Source organism: Blautia coccoides (assembly GCF_034355335.1).
GTDB classification, from domain to species: Bacteria; Bacillota; Clostridia; order Lachnospirales; family Lachnospiraceae; genus Blautia; species Blautia producta.
Window position 1 is genome coordinate 4,785,786 of sequence record NZ_CP136422.1, and the last position, 20,359, is coordinate 4,806,144.

General features: G+C 45.2%; 17 protein-coding genes. 2 read left to right on the forward strand and 15 right to left on the reverse strand.

All coding sequences use genetic code 11. The features are described from left to right. Positions 1 to 13 precede the first annotated feature (13 nt). The 6 genes from BLCOC_RS21490 to BLCOC_RS21515 form a co-directional block, all read right to left on the reverse strand. Positions 14 to 2,095: an acetate--CoA ligase family protein gene (locus BLCOC_RS21490; RefSeq protein WP_115623331.1), complete on the reverse strand. Its 2,082-nt coding sequence runs from the start codon at positions 2,093 to 2,095 to the stop codon at positions 14 to 16. 10 nt (positions 2,096 to 2,105) lie between these two features. Continuing rightward, positions 2,106 to 2,645, reverse strand: a complete 540-nt coding sequence (locus tag BLCOC_RS21495) for a 2-oxoacid:acceptor oxidoreductase family protein (RefSeq protein WP_029468012.1) — start codon at positions 2,643 to 2,645, stop codon at positions 2,106 to 2,108. Then, the gene (locus BLCOC_RS21500; protein WP_115623332.1) at positions 2,645 to 3,388 is read right to left on the reverse strand and encodes a thiamine pyrophosphate-dependent enzyme; all 744 of its coding nucleotides are present in this window, start codon (positions 3,386 to 3,388) and stop codon (positions 2,645 to 2,647) included. Before BLCOC_RS21500 ends, BLCOC_RS21495 begins: the two co-directional genes overlap by 1 nt. A 1-nt stretch (position 3,389) precedes the next feature. Further along, the gene (vorB, locus tag BLCOC_RS21505) at positions 3,390 to 4,475 is read right to left on the reverse strand and encodes a 3-methyl-2-oxobutanoate dehydrogenase subunit VorB (RefSeq protein ID WP_018594534.1); all 1,086 of its coding nucleotides are present in this window, start codon (positions 4,473 to 4,475) and stop codon (positions 3,390 to 3,392) included. A gap of 15 nt (positions 4,476 to 4,490) precedes the next feature. After that, positions 4,491 to 4,694 (reverse strand): 4Fe-4S binding protein, encoded by a 204-nt coding sequence (locus BLCOC_RS21510; protein WP_018594535.1) that lies wholly within the window; start codon positions 4,692 to 4,694, stop codon positions 4,491 to 4,493. 453 nt (positions 4,695 to 5,147) lie between these two features. Continuing rightward, entirely contained in the window at positions 5,148 to 6,584 is a 1,437-nt protein-coding gene (locus tag BLCOC_RS21515) for a trimethylamine methyltransferase family protein (RefSeq protein WP_115623333.1), read from the reverse strand. 391 nt (positions 6,585 to 6,975) lie between these two features. Here BLCOC_RS21515 and BLCOC_RS21520 point away from each other — a divergent pair, with 391 nt between their 5' ends. Both BLCOC_RS21520 and BLCOC_RS21525 read left to right on the forward strand, forming a co-directional pair. Next, positions 6,976 to 7,749: an IclR family transcriptional regulator gene (locus BLCOC_RS21520; protein WP_018594537.1), complete on the forward strand. Its 774-nt coding sequence runs from the start codon at positions 6,976 to 6,978 to the stop codon at positions 7,747 to 7,749. A 153-nt stretch (positions 7,750 to 7,902) separates the two neighbouring features. Then, complete coding sequence (locus BLCOC_RS21525; RefSeq protein WP_115625424.1) at positions 7,903 to 9,657, forward strand: IS1182 family transposase; 1,755 nt, start codon at positions 7,903 to 7,905, stop codon at positions 9,655 to 9,657. Positions 9,658 to 9,840: 183 nt separating this feature from the next. On the opposite strand, the gene BLCOC_RS21530 is transcribed toward BLCOC_RS21525, so the two are convergent. The 9 genes from BLCOC_RS21530 to BLCOC_RS21570 all read right to left on the reverse strand — a co-directional run bounded on the left by BLCOC_RS21530 (position 9,841) and on the right by BLCOC_RS21570 (position 20,036). Further along, on the reverse strand, positions 9,841 to 10,752 hold the full coding sequence (locus tag BLCOC_RS21530; RefSeq protein ID WP_029468005.1) for a DMT family transporter: 912 nt from the start codon (positions 10,750 to 10,752) through the stop codon (positions 9,841 to 9,843). A 15-nt stretch (positions 10,753 to 10,767) separates the two neighbouring features. Further along, positions 10,768 to 12,207: a trimethylamine methyltransferase family protein gene (locus BLCOC_RS21535; RefSeq protein WP_018594539.1), complete on the reverse strand. Its 1,440-nt coding sequence runs from the start codon at positions 12,205 to 12,207 to the stop codon at positions 10,768 to 10,770. A 133-nt stretch (positions 12,208 to 12,340) separates the two neighbouring features. Next, positions 12,341 to 12,988, reverse strand: coding sequence for a cobalamin-dependent protein (locus BLCOC_RS21540; RefSeq protein WP_018594540.1), 648 nt, complete (start codon positions 12,986 to 12,988; stop codon positions 12,341 to 12,343). A 10-nt stretch (positions 12,989 to 12,998) separates the two neighbouring features. Next, entirely contained in the window at positions 12,999 to 14,288 is a 1,290-nt protein-coding gene (locus tag BLCOC_RS21545) for a PocR ligand-binding domain-containing protein (RefSeq protein WP_029468004.1), read from the reverse strand. A gap of 61 nt (positions 14,289 to 14,349) precedes the next feature. After that, on the reverse strand, positions 14,350 to 15,036 hold the full coding sequence (locus tag BLCOC_RS21550) for a zinc metallopeptidase (protein WP_029468003.1): 687 nt from the start codon (positions 15,034 to 15,036) through the stop codon (positions 14,350 to 14,352). Between the two features lie 109 nt (positions 15,037 to 15,145). Continuing rightward, entirely contained in the window at positions 15,146 to 15,565 is a 420-nt protein-coding gene (locus tag BLCOC_RS21555) for an aconitase X swivel domain-containing protein (protein WP_018594543.1), read from the reverse strand. Further along, positions 15,565 to 16,857 (reverse strand): aconitase X, encoded by a 1,293-nt coding sequence (locus BLCOC_RS21560; RefSeq protein ID WP_029468001.1) that lies wholly within the window; start codon positions 16,855 to 16,857, stop codon positions 15,565 to 15,567. The genes BLCOC_RS21555 and BLCOC_RS21560 overlap by 1 nt, the downstream gene beginning before the upstream one ends. Positions 16,858 to 17,121: 264 nt before the next feature. Next, positions 17,122 to 18,297 (reverse strand): IS110 family RNA-guided transposase, encoded by a 1,176-nt coding sequence (locus BLCOC_RS21565; RefSeq protein WP_115622538.1) that lies wholly within the window; start codon positions 18,295 to 18,297, stop codon positions 17,122 to 17,124. Between the two features lie 227 nt (positions 18,298 to 18,524). Continuing rightward, positions 18,525 to 20,036, reverse strand: a complete 1,512-nt coding sequence (locus BLCOC_RS21570) for a BCCT family transporter (protein WP_115623334.1) — start codon at positions 20,034 to 20,036, stop codon at positions 18,525 to 18,527. Positions 20,037 to 20,359: the final 323 nt, after the last annotated feature.

Here is a 20,359-nt window from a genome sequence, read left to right on the forward strand (position 1 = left end):
ATATTCCTGTTCCTTAATCTCTGTACTGTACAAGCAGCGCATCTGCAATAGACACACCATCCTCTGTCACAAATACAGGATTGATATCCAGTTCTTTGATGCTGTCCCTGCCGTCTGCGGCCATTTTACTGATACCCACAAGTAAATCTTCCAGGGCATCTCTATCACATACAGGATTCCCCCGGTAACCATTCAGCAGGGGATAGGAATTCAGGCTTTCCAGCATTCTGTGAGCTTGTTCCTTCGTAAGGGGTGCCGGCGCCAACTGCACATCTTTGAAGAGTTCTACAAACACACCGCCCATCCCTACCATGATCATAGGGCCGAAATCTTTGTCATTCTTCACTCCAATGATCATCTCAACACCTGCTTTGAGCATGGGTTTTAACAGTACACCTTCCAGTTTGGCTTCCGGTGCGTTATTCCTGCAGTTTGTCATTACGGTTTCAAACGCTGCGCGCAGCTCCGCCTCATCTTTTATGTTTAATTTCACTCCACCCACATCAGATTTATGCTGGATATCGGCTGAATGTATTTTCACCGACAGAGGATATCCCAGCTTCCCGGCAGCCTGTACAGCTTCATGAGCTGTAGCTGCCACAGCCTGAGGCGGAATGGGTACGCCATGCTCCCTCAGATAATTCAGACTTTCGTATTCACTGAGTCCCCGGCAAACTCCATGTGCTTTTTCGGGAATTGCCGCTTCCGCATCCTGAAAATCAAAAGCCGCAAAATCCAGGATCTGCTTTAATATACGGCATCCATAGCGCCCTGACGGAAGCAGCGGAACTCCTGCCCTGTGCAGGATATCCGCACTCGCCTGATGTCTTGTATGCTCAATGAAAGGGATCCAGAAGACCGGCTTCATATCCGGATTATCTCTGGCAGTGGCTGCTGCCTCCACCATATGGGAAATCGTGTCATCCCAAATCTCCGGTGTGATCGTGTAGGCAATGCAGATAGCATCCACGTGACTGTCCTTTGCAATAGCTTTCATAGCCTGTACCATAACAGGTGTGTTGTATCCAATTCCCGCTGTCATATCAAAGGGATTATTTACAGAACCGTAATCCGGTACTAAAGTCTGAAGATATGCCTTGGTCTCAGGGTGATATTCTGCCAACTGAATTCCAAACTCATCTGCCAGATCAGCCATGACCCCTGCCTCACCGCCGGATACATTCATAAATACGCACCTCTGTCCCTTTGGAAGTTCCTCCAGCCAGGAAAATGCCGCTGCCAATCCGCACAGTTCTTCCAGATCCCTGGCCTCAATCACGCCATAACGCCTGAATACAGCCCTGAGAACCTTGTCAGCGCCTGATAGAGAGCCTGTATGGGAAGCGGCAAGCTCCTGTGCCTTGCCGGAACGGCCGGTTTTCAATATCACCACCGGTTTCTTCTTTAAGGCAGCTTTTCGGAAGGTTTCCACCAGTTTCCCCGGCTTTGTGATTCCTTCTATGTACGCGGCAACTACTTTTGTGTCATCGTCCTCCACCAGAAATTCCAGATAATCTTCCACCTTTACATTACAGGAATTGCCGGAAGAAACCACATGGGAAAATCCCATACCCGGGCTGTCCAGTCCTCCCAGAACGATCTGCCCGCTCTGGGATATCATGCCGATATTGCCTGAACGGTCCCGTTCCTCCACCAGAAAAGCAAACGCGAAGGTACCATCAATAAAATTGGCGAACCCTGCGCAATTTGGCCCCATGACAGCGATTCCCAGTCGGTCTGCTTCCTCTGTCAGCTCCTTTTGAAGTGCTTTCCCCTCTGCACCGGTCTCACCGTAACCGCTGGCAAAGACTACTGCCCCGCCACAGTTTTTCCCTGCCGCTTCTCTTAATAAGGGAAGTATGGTTTTCTGAGGCGTACATAAAATAACTAAATCCACATCCCCTTTGATATCTGTCAGGGAATGGTAAGCTTTCCGCCCGAAAATACTGTCCCTTCCCGGATTTACCAGATACAGCTTATCCAGGTTCTTTGAGAACTTCAGATAATTGCGGGTGGTGTCTCCCCCAAAACCCGCTTTTTCGCTGGCACCCACAATAGCTACTGTCTCCGGTTTTAATAATTTTTTTAAATCCATATTTAATCCCTCACTGCATCTTTTCCGCTCTCTCATATCCCATCATAAAGCACTTCACATTCTTGTCACCGGCCTTACCCTTTTTATGAAAATAAGCCTCCAATGTACCGGCAAATTCCCGGACATCCATCATATGGGTAGCTCTGATCATGGCTCCGAGAACAACCAGGTTCAAGCCTCTTGGATTCTCCAGTTCTGAAGAGATTTCTACTGCGTCCACCCCATACACTTCCACATTTTTTGGAAACTGCTTCTGGCCAAAAACGGAACGGTTTATGATGACTTTACTCCCGTTTCGCATATCAGGTATATACTTATCATAAGCATCCTCATTCATACAGCAAAGTACATCCAGATAATCAGGATAGGGACTGCCGATCTCCTCATCAGATACCACGACACGGCAAAGGGCAATTCCCCCGCGCATCTCTGCAGAATACTCGCTGGTCCAGCTTACATTCTTTCCATGTTCCGCTGCGATCTCGATCAAAATCTTACCGGCTGTCAAAACACCCTGACCTCCGATACCTGCAAACATAATATCAGCCATTATTTGTCACCCCCATTGTCTACGTATACCTTCACCGGGAATACCTTTTCATTTTCTTCTTTCATCTTCTTCATGGCATCTGCCGGCGATAATTTCCAGTTGGTCGGACATGGGGAAAGGATTTCAATGATGGAGAAACCTTTCTTGTCCCTCTGGTTTTCAAAACCTTTCTTTAACATCTTCTTTGTCTGATCGATGTGTTTCGGATCACATAGGGAACCTCTTGCCGCATACGCGATCTTATAATTCTGAAGAATGTTGAGCATATCAAAGGGTTCTCCTGCCACTTTGTCATCTCTTCCCTTTTTACTGCTGACAGTCTTATCCCCCACCAGTGTGGTAGCGGGGCACATCTGGCCGCCGGTCATACCGAATATTCCGTTATTTACCACGATCATTGTTATAGGCACATTTCTCTGCGCCGCATAGCACGTTTCGGAAAGGCCGATCACATAAGAACATCCGTCCCCTGCATGAACGTACACATTGGAATCGGGATAGACCTTCTTGATCGCTGTTGCCACTGCCGCGCAGCGCCCGTGAGGACCTGCGATGCCGTCACAGTTCAGGGTGTCAATGGACCAGTAAGCACAGGCAATATCCACTACCTGAATGGTTTTTTCGCAAAGCTCCAGCTCTTCACAGCACTCTGCGATCAGCCGCTGTATGATCCCATGCCCGCAGCCGGGACACCATCCCACCTGCTGATTGATCATCTCTGGTTTTTTCATTTTTGCTGCCATATCAATATACCTCCAGTTCCTTAACATCTCCTGCCAGTACCTCTCTGCAGAAGTCTACGATTCCCTGGGTCGTGGGAACATATTTGGATGTCAGATAGCCATAGAGAGGAACCTTATACTCCGTAGCCAGACGGATATCAAGTCCCATCTGAGAGGAGAGGCTCATCTCAACAGTAACCAGCCCTTTCAAACCCTCCGGAAGATTTTCAAAAGCTTTTTTTGGATAAGGCCATACTGTGATAGGACGGATCAGCCCAAGCTTCATACCTGCTTCTCTGGCTCTTCTGACTGCTGATCTGCAGATCCTGGAAGAAATGCCATATGCCGTCAGTATCAGCTCTGCATCATCTGTCATGAAATTCTCCCAACGCTGCTCATTGTGATACATGTCAGAGAATTTTTTGCGTACCATGGCATCATACGCGCTGTAATCCATGGAACGGTCCAGGTTGGTGACCTTTACCTTTGGTTCCTCTTTTTTCTTTTCCCCTTTGATCGCCCAGTCAAATTTACTTTTGTCGTGTTCCTTTGCCTCCGGAAGGACTACCTTTTCTATCATCTGGCTGATTCCGCCGTCACTGAGGATAATGACTACAGTACGGTATTTTTCAGCCAGATCAAAAGCTTCATAGGTCAGCTCTGCACATTCCTGCACGGAACCGGGAGTGAGCACAAGCTGTCTGGAGTCTCCGTGCCCGCCGCCTCTGGTTGCCAGCCAGTAAGAATCCTGTCCCTCTGTGATCTCGCCATCACCTACACCATAGCGCATAACATCTATGATGACCGCCGGAAGATTATAGGAAGAAAGATAAGAGATACCTTCCTGTTTCAAATCATAGCCCGGTCCCGAAGAGCTTGTCATGACACGCTCACCGCATGCCGCCGCTCCCCATATCATACTTATACTTGCGATCTCGCTTTCCCCCTGGACAAAAACGCCTCCGCGGTCCGCCATATTCGCTGACATATATTCCAGTATCTCACTCTGGGGAGTGATGGGGTAACCTGCATAGAAGCGGCATCCCGCGCGAAGAGCGGCTTCAGCTATAGCCTCGTTGCCTTTCATTAATTGAAATCCTTTACTCATCTTCTCTGCCTCCTTCTACTCAATGGTAAATACATAATCGGGACAGATTTTATAACACTGTCCGCACCCAATACAGATTTCTTCCTTGATCCTGATGATCTCATATCCCTTTTTGTTAATCTCAGTGAGAGGCTCAATGGCGTTCACTGGACATACATCCACACATAAGCGGCAGCCTTTGCAAAGGCTTGTGTCTGCGGTTGCTTTTGCTTTTGCCATGATTCAATCTCCTTTCCATTTATTTTATTATTTAATTATTTATTTCACTTTTATGTTTTATAATTTCATTTTAACATTATATTATTCATTTATCAAATATAACATTTTTAAATCTTGCATAAATATCAGGCAATCATTTTGTCTAAATTGTTTATATCCATTGGTTATACCATTGTTTTATATTTATTGGTTATATTCCTAGCCTATCTCCTTCGGTTATACCCTTAGCCTATCTCAAGAAGGAAAACCCTTTTATAACAACACGGAAGATTTTCACATTTACTGCAATAACCATTGGAAAATCCCTTTTGGAAATCGTTCACAATTTTTTTAATATACTGTCACAGCAAAAAAAGCTCAAAATATAGGGAATGTATGATATAGATCAAACATTCCCCGATTTTTATAATATTTAACTATTCAAAACCCTCAATATTCTTTTTTCTGCTTCTCTTATTTTTTATGTTTTTCTACATATGCATCAATCTCTTCGGCTGTACTCTTGTCCAGCAGGGTCTCCGGTGCTTCCTCCAGGCGGCGTTTCCATTCCTCATTGGCCCGGCGAAGAACATAAGTATAATCCTCCATTGGTCTCTTCTTATAATTGCTGTTCCAGTCAGTATAGTCCGGGTACCAGGAATCATACATATAATCAAGGGTATCGTCACTGGTAATAAACTGGCCGCCGCTTCCCTCCTCCATAATAGACGCTAAGGAAGCAGCCTCCTCAGACACATCAATACCGTTTCTGATATAGAGCAGACGGCTGGTGATCTCCTCATCAATAATGGTTTTTTCATAAGATGTAGTCATAAGGCCATCCAGCGTTCCGATCTCAGACAACTGGTAATCTGCATTGGAGAGAATGTTTGCCATAGTGCCCTCATAAGATTCAATGCCGCATTGGATATCACAGTTAAGAGCATCTGTGCTGTAGGGAATTGTTCTGGAGGGCAGATGATAGAATCTTTTCCCCATTTCCATGGAACCGATCTGAAGCATCACACGTCCCGGTGAACCGCAGCAGTAGGTTGCGCCTTTCATATTGCCGGGACAGGCTCCCACACCGTAGCCTACAGGATTGCCCGGATTCACAAGCTGCGCAAGAACAATTCCTGCCAGAACCTCTGCATTTTGCATGGTAATAGTACCAAAGATGCGAATAGGACCGGTCACCCCTGTACTTGTGGCAGTTCCCATAGTAACAGCCTGACCCCGTTCGGCCAGTGCGATAATATTGTCAGCCACCTCACGGCTGTACGACATGGGACTCATAGACGGCGCAGACCCCGGTGCCAGATATACTTTTCCTCCAGGCCTGAGTTTTTCACCTGCAGCGATCTCAACCATATCAATGGCCTGATGCATCTCTTCATAAGAGAACAGCTTGGTATAGAATGGTTTATCTGTATGGTTTAACAGGGCACGCATGATCTCAAGATGGCGGTTGACCGGGTCCACATCATTGGCCTCAACACCGTTATTGGAATTCATAGTCATAACTTTGCTGCTCTGGTAGATTTTGATCAGATTGATCACATCCTGCAGAGTACCGCGTCGGATCCCCTTATCGAGGTCCGTTATATTAACCGGTCCGATAGGTCCCGGAACACCATAATCGCCGCCCCCCAGATTAATACTCTTCTTAGCATCAAGACCATTCATCACAAACTGCGAAGGTGCTTTTTCAAGTGCGTCCCTGACCTGTAACTCCGTCATATAAACCTGTGTGCCGTCTACACGAAAACCATGTTTCTTAAAAAGTCCAAGTGCTCTGTCACTGGGAATATGGACACCGTTCTCTGCCAAAAGTTTCATTGAGTAATCATGCACTCTCTGCAAATCCTCATCGGTGAACATGGACAGTGATACTCTTCTCATTTCTTCCATTTTTCCTCTCCTTTATTTCATTATTTTACTTTAAATTTCTATTTTTATCATTTATTTCATTTTACTATATTTTGATTCATCTTTCAAATATTATATCATTAAATTATGCATAAGATTTTCCTGTCATTTTTATGCATCTTGTCCCGGCGATTAAAGCGAAATATTTAAACCAGAGTAGGTAAACTAGAGAGCATAAAAATCTTTTTTTTATTATTGTATCGTTTCATTTCATATATTCTAATTTCATTTTAAAACAATAACGATTCTTTTTTCAAAATTATAAATCACTATCTCAAGCTGCCATTCAAAATTTCTCTTGCGCACAGATTCATAAAAATGTATAATGAAACAAAGAGTTTATCTCTCGAAATAAAGATAAGGAGGATATATTTTGAGCAAAGCAATACAAAAAATGGAAACCATTCAGGCGATTGACCGTGCTTTTCAGATTCTCGAGACTATATCCCGTTCAGGTAATATGACATTAGCTGAATTACATGAAAAGGTTAATATCAGCAAGGCTTCTCTCTCCCGTCTGGTATATACACTAGTGGAAAACGGTTATATTGAGAAGAGACCAAACAATGAATACAGTCTTACATTAAAGACATATGAAGTAGGTATCAACGCTGTACAAAATCTGGATCAGATATCGCTGATCAACTCCACACTTGCGGATTTAAGCAGAGAAACAGGGCGGGTTGCACAATTCTCAGTAGAGGACAACAACCAGGTTTTATGTGTGCAGAGTATTGGGCAGAAGGCACCGTCCTTCTCCGTCTATACCAACGTTGGACGGCGTTCCCCACTCTATTGTACAAGCGCCGGCAAAGCCATCTTGTCCACGTATTCCAATAATGAGATCATAGATAAATGGGAAAAATTTGATGTAAAGCCTCTAACCGAACATACCATTACAGACATCCACGCTTTACTTCAAGACATAAGTGAAGTCAAACAGAGACATTACGCCCTGGATCGGGAAGAAAATGAATATAACATATTCTGTGTGGGTGCCCTCGTAATGAATTACACCAATACACCTCTGGGAGCTATCAGCATCAGCGGGACCACGCTCACCCAAGAGGAAGAACAGACAATAAGCCAAACTCTTACCGCTGCTGTCAAGAGACTGTCCGCGACCCTTGGATACGTCATGCGGTAATATAAAAAGGGGCTGTCGGGAAATAGATAGCCTAAAACAGGGGAGGATTTGACCATCATCGGTCACATCCTCCCCTTGAACTATATCCTAAAACAGAAAAAAAGATGGCTAACGACAACCATCTTTTCCTCCGTTCCATGTTATAATAGAACTATGCTTAAACAAGATTATTATAACGAATTTTTTGATTTAGGGCAACAGAAAATTAACTTCAGTTTCTTCGAATTGCATTTACCCGATGACGATCCAGTCTATACCCTAAAAAAAGTGATGGAGGAATTAGATTTTTCAGGCCTGCTTGCCTGTTGTTCAGATAAGGGAAGAACCGGGTACAATCCAATCATGATGTATGCTGTCGTTACCTACGCAAACATGCGCGGAGTGCGTTCTGTTGACCGTATTGTTGAATCATGCGAAAGGGACCTTGCTTTTATCTGGCTGACCAAAGGGCAGAAACCGAAGCGGGATGCTTTCTATGAATTCAAGAATAAAAAACTGACGGGTGATCTTCTGGATGAGCTGAATTACCAATTCATGCGCCAATTGAAAAAAGAGGGCCTGATCACGCTCAAAGAACTCTTTATTGATGGTACGAAGCTGGAAGCCAATGCAAACCGCTATACTTTTGTCTGGAGAGGGAGCATCAATTACCATCTTGCAGGTCTTTTGGATAAGATAGATGCACTTTATGAAAAGTACAATACACTTCTGCATGAAAATGGGTATGCAGCGAAATACGACCTTGGGGATGCAAAGATGTTCATCATCGAAGGCATGGAAAAAGTCAGGCGTGTGATTGATGAAAACCGGAAACGAAAACTGACAAAGCATAAGAAGCTCTCAAACAATACAATCATCGAAATAGATAACTGCTCCCCTCTTGAGATTTTGAAGCTTCAGAAGAATCTGATGCAGATTACAGAAGGTGAGGGGATATCATTCGTCCACAGTAAGGGAAAAACGAAGTCCGAGCTTCAAAAACTGTATGAGGAACTGGAGGAATGCGGAAACCGCCTGATGGGATATAAAGAATGCTTTGAAATCATGGGGAAAGACCGCAACAGTTATTCCAAAACGGATCTGGAAGCAACGTTTATGCGGATGAAGGAAGACCACATGCTCAACGGTCAGTTAAAACCAGCTTACAACGTTCAGATCGCGGTGGAGAACTATTTCATCGTTCACGGATACGTGAGCAATGACCGTACAGATTATAACACCCTGATCCCGGTTTTGGAGAAGCATCAGAAAGCCTTTGGTAAAGTATTGGATGAAGTGACAGCAGACAGCGGATACTGCAGCGAGAAAAACCTCTTGTATCTGAAACACAATGGGATTGCCAGTTATATCAAACTCCAGGATCACGAAAAACGGAAAACCCGTGCCTATAAAGAAGATATCAGCAAATATTACAACATGACAACCCATATCTTTGAAGATGAGCGCTACTATATCTGTCATGACGGAAGAGAGCTTCGTCATATCCGGACAGAAAGTAAGGAGCAGGACGGGTATAGCCAGACATGGGAAGTCTATGGATGTGCAGATTGCAGCGGCTGTGAACATAAATCCCGTTGTCTGTATAAGTACAATGCGGAAAAAAACAGTGACCGAAATAAAGTCATGAAGATCAATGAGCAGTGGGAGGAACTGAAAGAAGCATCCAATGCCAACATCCAGAGTGAGAAGGGGATCCTGAAGCGCCAGATCCGTTCCATCCAGACCGAAGGGCACTTCGGGGACATCAAGGAAAACGAAAACTTCCGTCGGTTCAATTACCGCAATTCAGAAAAAGTGTATAAAGAATTCATGCTGTATGCAATTGGCCGGAATATAAATAAATATCATCGGTTTCTTTACCATGAGATCGAGAAATACGCAGGAAAATCTGATCAAAAGACAGCTTAGCTGCCAGAGCGGAGCTGCAAATATGTAAAAAGGGGATTTTGCGCCCTAAAATAGGAGAAGTAAAGAAAAACAAGCATATCCCGCAGAACGTCCTTTGCTGAAAAGCAAGGAAATCTGCGGGATATGCTTGTTTTGGTGTAGGGGCTTTAAAAATCAGTATTAACCGACAGCCCCTCTTCTGTTTCAAACGACAGGGGATTGTGCGTCCAGGTTCCTCTGGTCTCTGTCCAGCATGAACACGGAAATCAAAATGATGACACCCCCAATGATCTGGTTTGCTGTAGGAATGGTCCTGTACAGCACAAGTGAAGTCAAAATGGTTACCACAGGCAGAAAATCCATCATGAGATTTGACAGCAGTACCCCGATCTTTTTGATCGCAAAGATATTTAAGAAATAAGCAATTGTAGAATTAAATACTCCCAATATGATCAGATTCATAAACACCGACGGTTTTGCCAGGACTGACGGCTCTATCTGATAGAAGAATAAAAACGGCAGGGTGGTGACTGCCCCTACAAGGGCCTGGTAATTCAGCAGTACCGTCTTCTCATAACCGTCTGATATCCTGTCTGTCAGGAAACAATAGATGACCCAGGAAATAATATTCAGAAAGCACAGCGCATATCCCTTGAAATTGGTGGCCATCAGGTCCCCGATCTTCACTCCCATAAGAATATACACACCCACCAGGGAGACCAGGATTCCCAAAATCCCCATTCTCGTCTTCTTCCTGTGAAACAGCACAAATTCCATGATCAGTGCAAAAACAGCGGCAAATCCAAAAAGAAGGGACGAAACCGTAGCTCCCACAGCGTTGACTCCCAGAATCGTGAACCCGTGGAAAAATGTAGTTCCAAACAAGCCGGACAGGATGATGATACCCCAGTCCTTTTTCTTTACTTTCATATTTTTTCTGGTTATGAGATTATACCCGGTGAACAAAATTGTCATAATAGCCATCTGGATCACCAGGATCACTACCGTAGGAAGGTATTCACTGATCACAGCTCTGGAAATATAAGACACACCGTATATCGTGACGACTACCACCATGGCCAGCAGCCCTATGGTCTTGCCTTTTGTCTTATCCATAAGCATTCTCCCCCTCTAACGCTTGATATTCTTCGCCTTCTCCGAGGAACCGGCAGCAACAGCGTCGATGGCATCCCTCACATCCTTTGGAAGGATTTCATGATCGCGCAGCTCTTCCAGCATATCCTTTACTTTTTCCGCGCATACCTTGCGGATATCACGGCTGCCGTTTGCTTCCCAGTTCTCCCAGGTACCCCTTTCCATATATCTTGGCATCCAGATTTCATCCTTGAAATGTTCAAAGGTGTGGTCTGTCTCCAGGAATGTATTGCCGGGCCCCACTTCCTCCATATTATCATAGGCCAGAGTCTCATCGTCAAAGTTAAGTGGACGTGCCATCCTCTGCAGGATCTGCATACACTCATCCGAATAAATCATATCTGCGAAGTCCACCATAAGGTCCATATCAAGCTGCATGGAAACGATGAAATCGCAGCTCAGCGCTCCTGCCAGTCCGCCCATACCGGTCTCAAATCCTGCCTGCGCATCCAGAACCTTGCCGTCGCGCAGGTTGGCGGGCATCTTTGTGGGCAGCCCCACATAATCTCCCATCTGTGACATTCCCACCTTCATGATGATACTCTCCGGTGAGGACATGTTGATGCACATGGTCTTCATATCCATACTGCGCACATAGCTGGAATAGATAACAGGCGCCCCCGGATTCACAAGCTGTGACAGGGCTATGCAGGCCAGAGTCTCCGCATGGGTATGCACCAGCGCGCTCTCCACTGACATAGGCGATGTCATGCCCAGAATACCTCCGGAACTGATGACAGAAGGCACCTTATGCACAGCGGCCTCCATCAGTACATTGGATGTATTCTCATCCACACGCAGCGGCGGCATGGTCAGGACCCAGAAAGATATAAAAGGCCGTTTCAGGAACTCTTCCTCGCTTCCCACCGCCAGGCTTGCCATCTTTATAGCATCCCGCACGCCCTCTTTCCCCACAGCTCCGCCTGTGATGTGTTTTGTGGTATTTTTGATGGAAGTGGCCCAGGTGTACCAGTCTGATGCTGCCATGGGTACATCCTGTGGGGTGACCAGTGCACTGGCAATTGTCACCGTGTCCAGTTTTTCCATGATCCTTGTGATCAGGGCAAGATCTCTGTCCGTAGCTTTCCTGCGCAATCCTGTCTCCGGGTCCAGCACATGGGTGGCCATGGTCATGGCCGCCAGGGACGGCACCCTGTCTTTCACATGTACGTCTTTGTCAGGAGTCCTTCCATATAAAACGAATTCCTCCCTCTTGGGAACCGTCTTAAGCCCCTCCTCAATAATATTCCGTGGTATCTTTACAATCTGGCCGGACACCTCTGCCCCTGCTTTCGCAAAATAGTCTCTTGCCTCTGCGCCCTCGAATTTCATACCCAGATTTTCCAGCATTTCCAATGCTTTTTCATGTACCCGTACTACTTCCGCCTCACTTAAATACTTGATCGATGGTCTCATGTCTTTACCTCCTCCATAATACATAACTTAAAACCCTGTTCTACTGCATCCCCGATACGTATCTTCTTTTGATACATCAAGGATACCACAGAACAGGGTCCTTTACTTTTGCTTTATTTTTCTATTTATTGCTCTATATTTCTTTCAGGATTTTGGATAGGTTCTTGTTCAGGAAATCTCGCAGTTCAATGGCATCCCTGGTGTAATAGTCCGCTCCGATCTCCTCCGCGTATTCTCTGCTGACGGACAGGCCTCCCACAAAGACAATCACCTTGTCCCTTATTCCGGCTCTCTCCAGCTCCTCTATGATCCCCCTCAGCTCACAGACTGTTGTTGGAAGAAGCGCAGATGCCATGACAAGCTTGGCCTCATTCTCCACAGCCGCCTCCACAAATTCCTCCTTTGTCACGTCCACACCTAAATCCACCATGTCTATATTCAGGGTGGAGAGGTATATCTTGACCAGATTCTTTCCGATATCATGGACATCCCCCTCCACAGTGCCGATGACCGCTGTGCACTGCCTTGCCCCGCCTTGGTCCAGATAAGGGGTCAGGCATCTGAGACCCGCATTCAGTGCCCGGGCCACCCTCAGGGCCTCCGGCACACAGACCTCACTGTTGCGGAACTTGTACGCCAGTGTATCCACTCCCAGGATCAGCCCCTCTTTCAGCACCGATTCCGGAGGATAGCAGACGGCGATTGCTTTCTTTATGAGATTAACCACCTCGTCGGCTTTCCCACCCAGAAGATTCCGCCTGATCTCTTCATATATATCCATTCTGTCTCTCCTATAAAAATTTATTCCTGTACTGTCCGGGATTGACCCCTATCAGTCTTCGGAAGGTTTTTGTATAGTAACTCTGGCTTTCAAATCCACACTGTCTCATGATCTCCTTTATGCTCAGTTCCCGGTTTCTCATCAACTCAATGGATTTTTCGATCCTGACTCTCAGGATATAATCGTTTATGGTACCGCCCGTTTTCTGGCGGAACAAGGTACAGAGATAAGACCTGCTCAAAAACACATGGCCGCAGATGTCATCCAGGGTTATTTTTCTATTATAATTCTCTTCTATGTATTCCCTGACTGTTTTCATGACACTGATATGATCATCTGTTCCCAAAAGATAAATACTGTCAAACCAGCGGTTCAGCATCCGATAGGTAAGCTCCATCATCTCCTCAATGTTCTCCACATGTTTCATATCCTGCCTGTAATGTTTCACGCCGTTCATGACAACCTCGCTGTCCGCCCCTGCCTCCACGATCGCCCTGGCAGTCACAGCCATGAAATCATGCAGTGCTGACTTCACAAGCGTCTTGTCATAGGAGCACAGTATCTCCATGTCTGTAAACAGCATCTCCAGCATGTTCTGAATTTTATCCTTGTCTGCCATGCGCACATACTGCAGATACCGTTTCTCCCTTTTCAGATAGACAGACCAGTCAAATTTTTCATTTTCCAGTGTCTTTTTCCTCTCCTCGATCCTGGTCGTCATGGCATCGCGCCAGCTCAGAAGATTCTTCTGGTCCATAAAGATTGCATTTTGCGTTTTGGAGAGATACTGCATCATGACCTGCAGCAGGTTGGCAGAGGACTGGCACTGGTCCGCTGAGATCACCCGCAGCTTTTTTATATTCCGCTCCATTTCCTCTCTCTCTTCCACGCTCCCGCAGAATTTTTCCGCATCCTGGTGAAAGATGTGGTCCGGCTCCCACAAAAGGACTTGTCCGCACATGACAGCTCCCACCTCTGTTCCATCGGCATAGATGGGAACTGCCCACATGACAAGACCTGCATGGCAGACAAAAAAATACGGTTCCTTCCACATAAAAGCCTGTCTGCACGCCTTTTTGTAGGTACGCCTGCAGTGTGCCTTCCCCGCCTCCGTATTCTGTACCTGACGGCAGTATGTGCACTCATAGTAGTCTTTGCTGGCGAGAAAGACTTCTCCATAAGTGTTGACCGCTATGATCCCCAGCTCTGTTGCTTTTGCAAAGTTATCCAGCATCTCTTCCAGATGATCTTTTTCTTCCAGATGAGCCTTTTCCTCTGAATGTTCGTAACCCTCCGCCATATCCTTCCTCCGGCCTTTTACTCTTGCCTTTATTCTACCGCCGGCGGCAGAAAAAGTAAACTTAATTTCTCCGTCTTCCCGACAGCAGTACCAAGCGCAGGAGCTGCAGGATAGAGGAGAGCGCAGATGCCACATAAGTAAGCGCGGCGGCCCGCAGCACTTTCCCGGCGCCCTGCAGTTCACTCCCCGAAAGGATTCCTGTTCCGTCCAGTATACGCATAGCTCTGCCGGATGCGTTAAACTCCACCGGAAGCGTAACCAACTGAAACGCAACCACCAGGGAGAACAAAATGATCCCTATGTTCACCAGGCCGGGTGCCCCCATCAAAAGTCCAATGAGGAACAAGGGCCAGCATAAGGCAGAGCCGAGATTCACCACCGGAACAATGGCTCCTCTGATCTTGATGGGTACATATCCCACCTCATCCTGTATGGCATGGCCGCACTCATGTGCCGCTACACCGATGGCTGCCACTGACTCAGAGCCGTAAACTGCCTCAGACAGCCGCAGCACTTTATTTCTGGGATCATAATGATCGGTCAGGCTCCCTCCCACTCTCTCGATCCTAACCTGGCTGATCCCTGCCCGCTCCAGTATAGTCCTGGCTGCCTGTTCTGCTGTCATGTGTCTGGCATTTCCCACTGTACTGTACTTTTTATAAGTCTGGTTTACATTTGCCGATGCCGCCACACAGAGCACGACACCTGCAAGGACCAGAAGATACGTGGCGTCATAATAAAAAAACATCCATAATCCCTCCAATGCATGAAATACTTCATTATTATTTCATTCATCATAAGGTTATGGATGTCTCTCTTTAAATATTCAGAAAGTATAAAATTTTACTGTTGTTTTTTCATTCCGCCCGTTTCAGTATTTCTACGATTCCCTTATTGCCATCCACACGGATATAGTCTCCATCATGAATGATCTTACAGGCTTCTTCCTCAGTCTCCACAACTGTAGGTATGCCCAGTTCCACAATACAGGCAGCGCAGCGGGAGTCCAGTTTTTCGATGACCCATGCAGTGGGCTTATGTCCGGCCACAGAAGCGGAATAAAAATGGCTGGCCCATCCGTTGCTCCCCTTAGCACAGGGAAGGATCAGAATCTTTCCGCCGATATACGCACCGAATTTGCTGTTGGCTTCTTCTATGATGATACCCGTTTTTTCGTCTAATCCGGCCCATCCCTGTACACTGTCAGGAAGGACGAGCGCTTCTCCTTCCATGACTCCTTCATAGGCTCCGCGTCCTTTGATGATCCTATTCTCCATTATGCTTCTCCTTTCCAATAGCCTGCCGCAGCGGCATCAATACATTTACAGACATCGCCATAATAGATCGGAACATGTTTCTCCGTTCCGAAGCAGGAGTGCATATAGTGCCCCTGTTTACCGGAATCCGTCACCATAGCTGTCACATGACTGAAAGCTGCGGGATCCATGACCATGGCACAACTGCTTGACAACACATTGCCTCCGGCATCCTCTATGGTTTTAACAAAACCACTGGCCTTAGCCATTGCGAGGGTAGACATATCTGTCCAGACATGGAGTTCTACACCTTCCGCCACTTTTTTCCCATGGATATAATTGGCCACCTGCTGAATATCCTCCAGACTATAGTGGGGACATCCCAGTAATACAAAGTTGATCTTTCCTTCCCCCGCACTGCAGATCTGGCGGTATGATTCCTCATAATCTTTTTGAGTAATGGTAAATTCGCCCCTGAGAGGTTTGTTTCCTCTGGCGTCTTCCAGGGAACGAGCCTCCGGTGTCACTCCGACTATGTGGCACAGCTCACATGCACTTGTAGTGGCCATGGCAGTAAAGCACTGCTTTAACATGGTCAATGTTGGTCTGTGGAAATCGCCTGTCAATACAGGAACTCCGGCGGAAGGCAGCATGCGCCCTACCGTATATCCGATGATATCCCAGTCAAATCTTGTCTCTGATCTGCACTCAATATGATATACGGTATCCGCATAACGGTTTTCCGGAAGATAAAATCCCCATTTTGGAGCGCGTCCGCAGATAGAGATCCATGTGATCGCTTCCTCTCCGTCTGCATTGCATCGTGCTCCGAATGCCGAGTTGCTCATAGTAATGTTGCTGGACTCTGATGTGACTACATGCTCTCCAAATAACGGAACCCAGCCGTTCAGGTACGGGGTGCAGGAACCGGCAATACAGCAGCCGGCCTTCAGCGTACGACTCAGATATTCGGTATTTTTGTCAAACAGCTCTTTTGGGAGATGGGTCACTTCATAATCATACTGGTCGCAGGGTGCAACACAGGTCTGACAGTAGCAGGTCTTCTCGAATTCCCCTAATTCTACTTTTTCATCTGTGCAGAGATACATTTTCGCGAAAATTTCATCGTATGTATCTGCTTTGCAGGTTTCCAGATAGGAATGTGCTCCAAAGTACAGTGTGGATTTTGTGACTTCCACCAGTTCTTCTGCACCTACCACACGGGCATATTTTAAAACATTTTCCAACGCGATCTGTTTAAAGCGGCCGAATTTTCCATCCAGCATTTCCTGTTCATATGGTGTTAATTTCATAGAGATACCTCACTTTTTTCTTATATTCTCATTCTTCATCGTCATTTGCGGATTCCGGCAACAGGTCATTCGGATATTGCTTGACCTCTTTTGCCTGTTTAAAAAAGACTAACTATTAAAGAAAGTCAATAAATAGTTTCAAAAACAGAGATGTTTTGAGTATAGTGGCGATGACTTATTCATCGCAATCAGTACCTTGAAAATTGCATGACAAATAGAGCATCGAGTATGATGCTCTGACAAGAAGATATGATGTTGGAAGAATTAGATTGCTTTTTGGTATTGCTGTCCAGTGCGTTCGAGATGATAAATTAGCCGAACTAGTTTCTTGGTCGCGTGAGACATTGCAACATAGTAATGCTTGCCTTCAGCTCGTTTCTTGGCAAGATAAGCCTTGTAGGTTGGATCCCATAGACAAACATATGCGGTTGCATTAAACAGAGCATATCTAAGGTATCTAGAACCACGTTTTTCCATTCTGGCATAACAGTTATCTAACTGGCCGGATTGATAGGTAGAAGGCGACATTCCTGCATAAGCAAGGATCTTATCTGGAGAGTCGAATTGGCTAAAGTCACCTATTTCAGCAATAATCATGGCACCCATTCGATAGCTGATTCCAGGAATGCTAAGGATTGGAGAATTGATTTCATCCATGATGACTTTAATCTCGTTTTCAATCTCTTCGATTTCAGAATCTAGCTCTCTAATGAGCTTAATGGTGTGCTTTAATTCAAGCGATTTAGCTGGCATATTTGAACCGATAGAGGTTCTTGCAGCCTCTCTAAAAGCGATAGAGGTTTCTTTTGTGTAGTGGCCTTTAGATGCGGTTTCAAGAAGATTTGAAAGTCTTGTGAGATGTGCATTAGCTACCTGTTTTGCACCAGGAAATTCGTAGAGTAACTCATAAACAGAATTCTGATGAAGTGTTGGAACAAGCTTTTCTAACTCAGGGAAAAGGATACATACAAGACGGGATATAGATGTTTTAAGCTTCGCGCGTTCTTTAACTTTATCAAAACGATAGCGAGTAAGTGACTTAAGCTCTTCGTTGTGATACGATGTGTCTGAGTAGGACTTTAAGTTCACGTCAGACATTAGCATAGAAGCAATTGTATGGGCATCAACTTTATCCGTTTTCGTCTGTCTAAGGCTTAGACTTTTTCTGTACAGATTAGTATGTAACGGGTTGATAACAAAGGTGGCCAGACCTTTATCAAGCAGATATCCGAGAAGATTGTAACTATAGTGTCCAGTGGCTTCTAGGCCTACTTTTACTTTAGAAGCATCTTCCATAACGGATTCTATTTTCTGATAAAGCTCGTCGAACCCATCGAGATTGTTTTTGATGGTAAAAGCCTTGAAAAGGACTTCGCCATCAGAGTTTGTGATAAAGCAATCATGCTTATCTTTTGCGACATCAATTCCTACGTAAATCATATAGGACCTCCTGATATAAAGTATTGATACTGTCTTAAGATCCACAGGGCTCCTTGCAATCGTAACCTACTTCTTGATAAACCGTCATGCGGTAACTAACTGATTAACAAATAAACAAAGAGACTGTGGTTGGAGCCTTTTTTAAACCATCAAGTGGTAGGAGGTGATAACCAATCCACAGTATCTTAAAATAGCATAGTCAAACCTGTAGAAAAGGTAAAGAAAGACTATGACTTTATATAATAGTAGGATACGATACAAATTCCCACTATGATCATAATGGGCGCACCCAGTATGACATACATGGCCTTTACCGCATTGACGCCATCAGTTGCAACCGTTGTATAAGCGGTAGCTGTGATCAACAGACCCATGATGATCTTAAATTTTTTCGGTGCCTCATCATCCACGGTCAGATTATGCACAGACATTGTGGCGAGAACAGATGCAATGGGGTCTGCCATAGTTGTAAAGGAGCCAATAATGGCAATGATAAATACGATCTGCACAATATTTCCAATAGGCAGCGACTTGATTATCTGGAAGACAGTCGCCTGCATTCCATAGTCCTGAACCATTGCCCACACATCCATAGTACCGCTGGTCTGCAGACTGATGGTCTGTCCGCCGAAAACGCCGATCCATGTGACGCAGAAAATCGCCGGAATAATAACATTGACAACCAGGAACTCTCTGAGCGTACGCCCTTTTGCCATCCTGCAGAAAAACATTCCGAATACCGGACAATACAGGATGAAGGAAGCCCAGTATTGAACGATCCAGTTAGCATACCATGTATCATCTGAAAGTGTATTGTTGACTAATGTTTTGGAGCCCCAGTTATCCAAAATTTTTCCAAAGGATTCTGTTGAGAGCTTGCCTATAAATGCGGTATCACCACAGATAAAAACATAGATCAGAAGGCCGCAGAAAATAAAAAAGGTTATGGTAGATACATATTTCAAACCTTTATGAATCCCCGATACACTCATGATGACAAACATCACACCGATGAAAACCGCCACTAACAAGTAGATCAGATTCGACTGACTGATTCCGAATGCAGATTCCAATCCCGCTCCGATCTGCATCAAACCAACACCCATGGAGTTGGCACATCCTCCAACCATGGCAAATATCATAACTCCGTGAATGAGGGTTTCCAGCCATTGGCGCCGGCCGAATACAGGGTCTAATACGGAGTTGAACTGAAGCTTTTTATGTCGGTTGTAGACAGCAACCGTAAATGCAACAGAACAGGCTCCATAAAGAGCAAATTCAACAAAAGACCACTGCCACATAACCTGTGAGATCGAGAAAATCGCAGCATCACGAGATCCCGGCTGGCAGCCGGCATATGCAGGCGGCTCAAAAAAGTTATATAACGGTTCCCCCATGGCCCAGAACAGCAGCCCTGTACCAATACTTCCGCAGATCGTCATGGCGATCCAGTGGAATTTTGTAAACTCCGGCTTAGCGTCCTTTCCGCCGATCTTGATATCGCCAAATTTGCTTATCATAATATACATTACAAATAAAAAACATACCAGCGCGAACAGATTGATAACCCACCCTATTTTATCTGCCATACTGTACAACATGGTATTAAGAACAGAAGCCAGCTGTTCTTTGAAAAAGATTCCGATAAGCAGTAATAATATCAGTCCTATAAATGCCGGCCAAAACGCCAGCTTGTTAATCGAACCCTTTTCATGTTTTTTTGTTTCTGCATTCTTCATTTTTTACCTCCACACTTTTTGTCAAACACCTTCCAGTTAAGACCAACCTTCAAATCGTTTTTATGTACCGTTATGCTGCATCAGCGCTGATATAAAATCGTGATTCCGTTTACACTGCCTGTGCAAAAAAACATAAACATTCCATGCCCCATAAAAGAAGAGTTTCCGGACACTCCTCTCCAAAGAAAAATTTTGTTTCACTTTTGGTATTGATTTGAAATATTTTTCTGTTTTTTGAAATAGTATTATGCTTTTTTGATTAAACCCATTATAAAATGAAACTAACAACAAATTCAAATAGTTAAAAGAATTCACCAGCCATA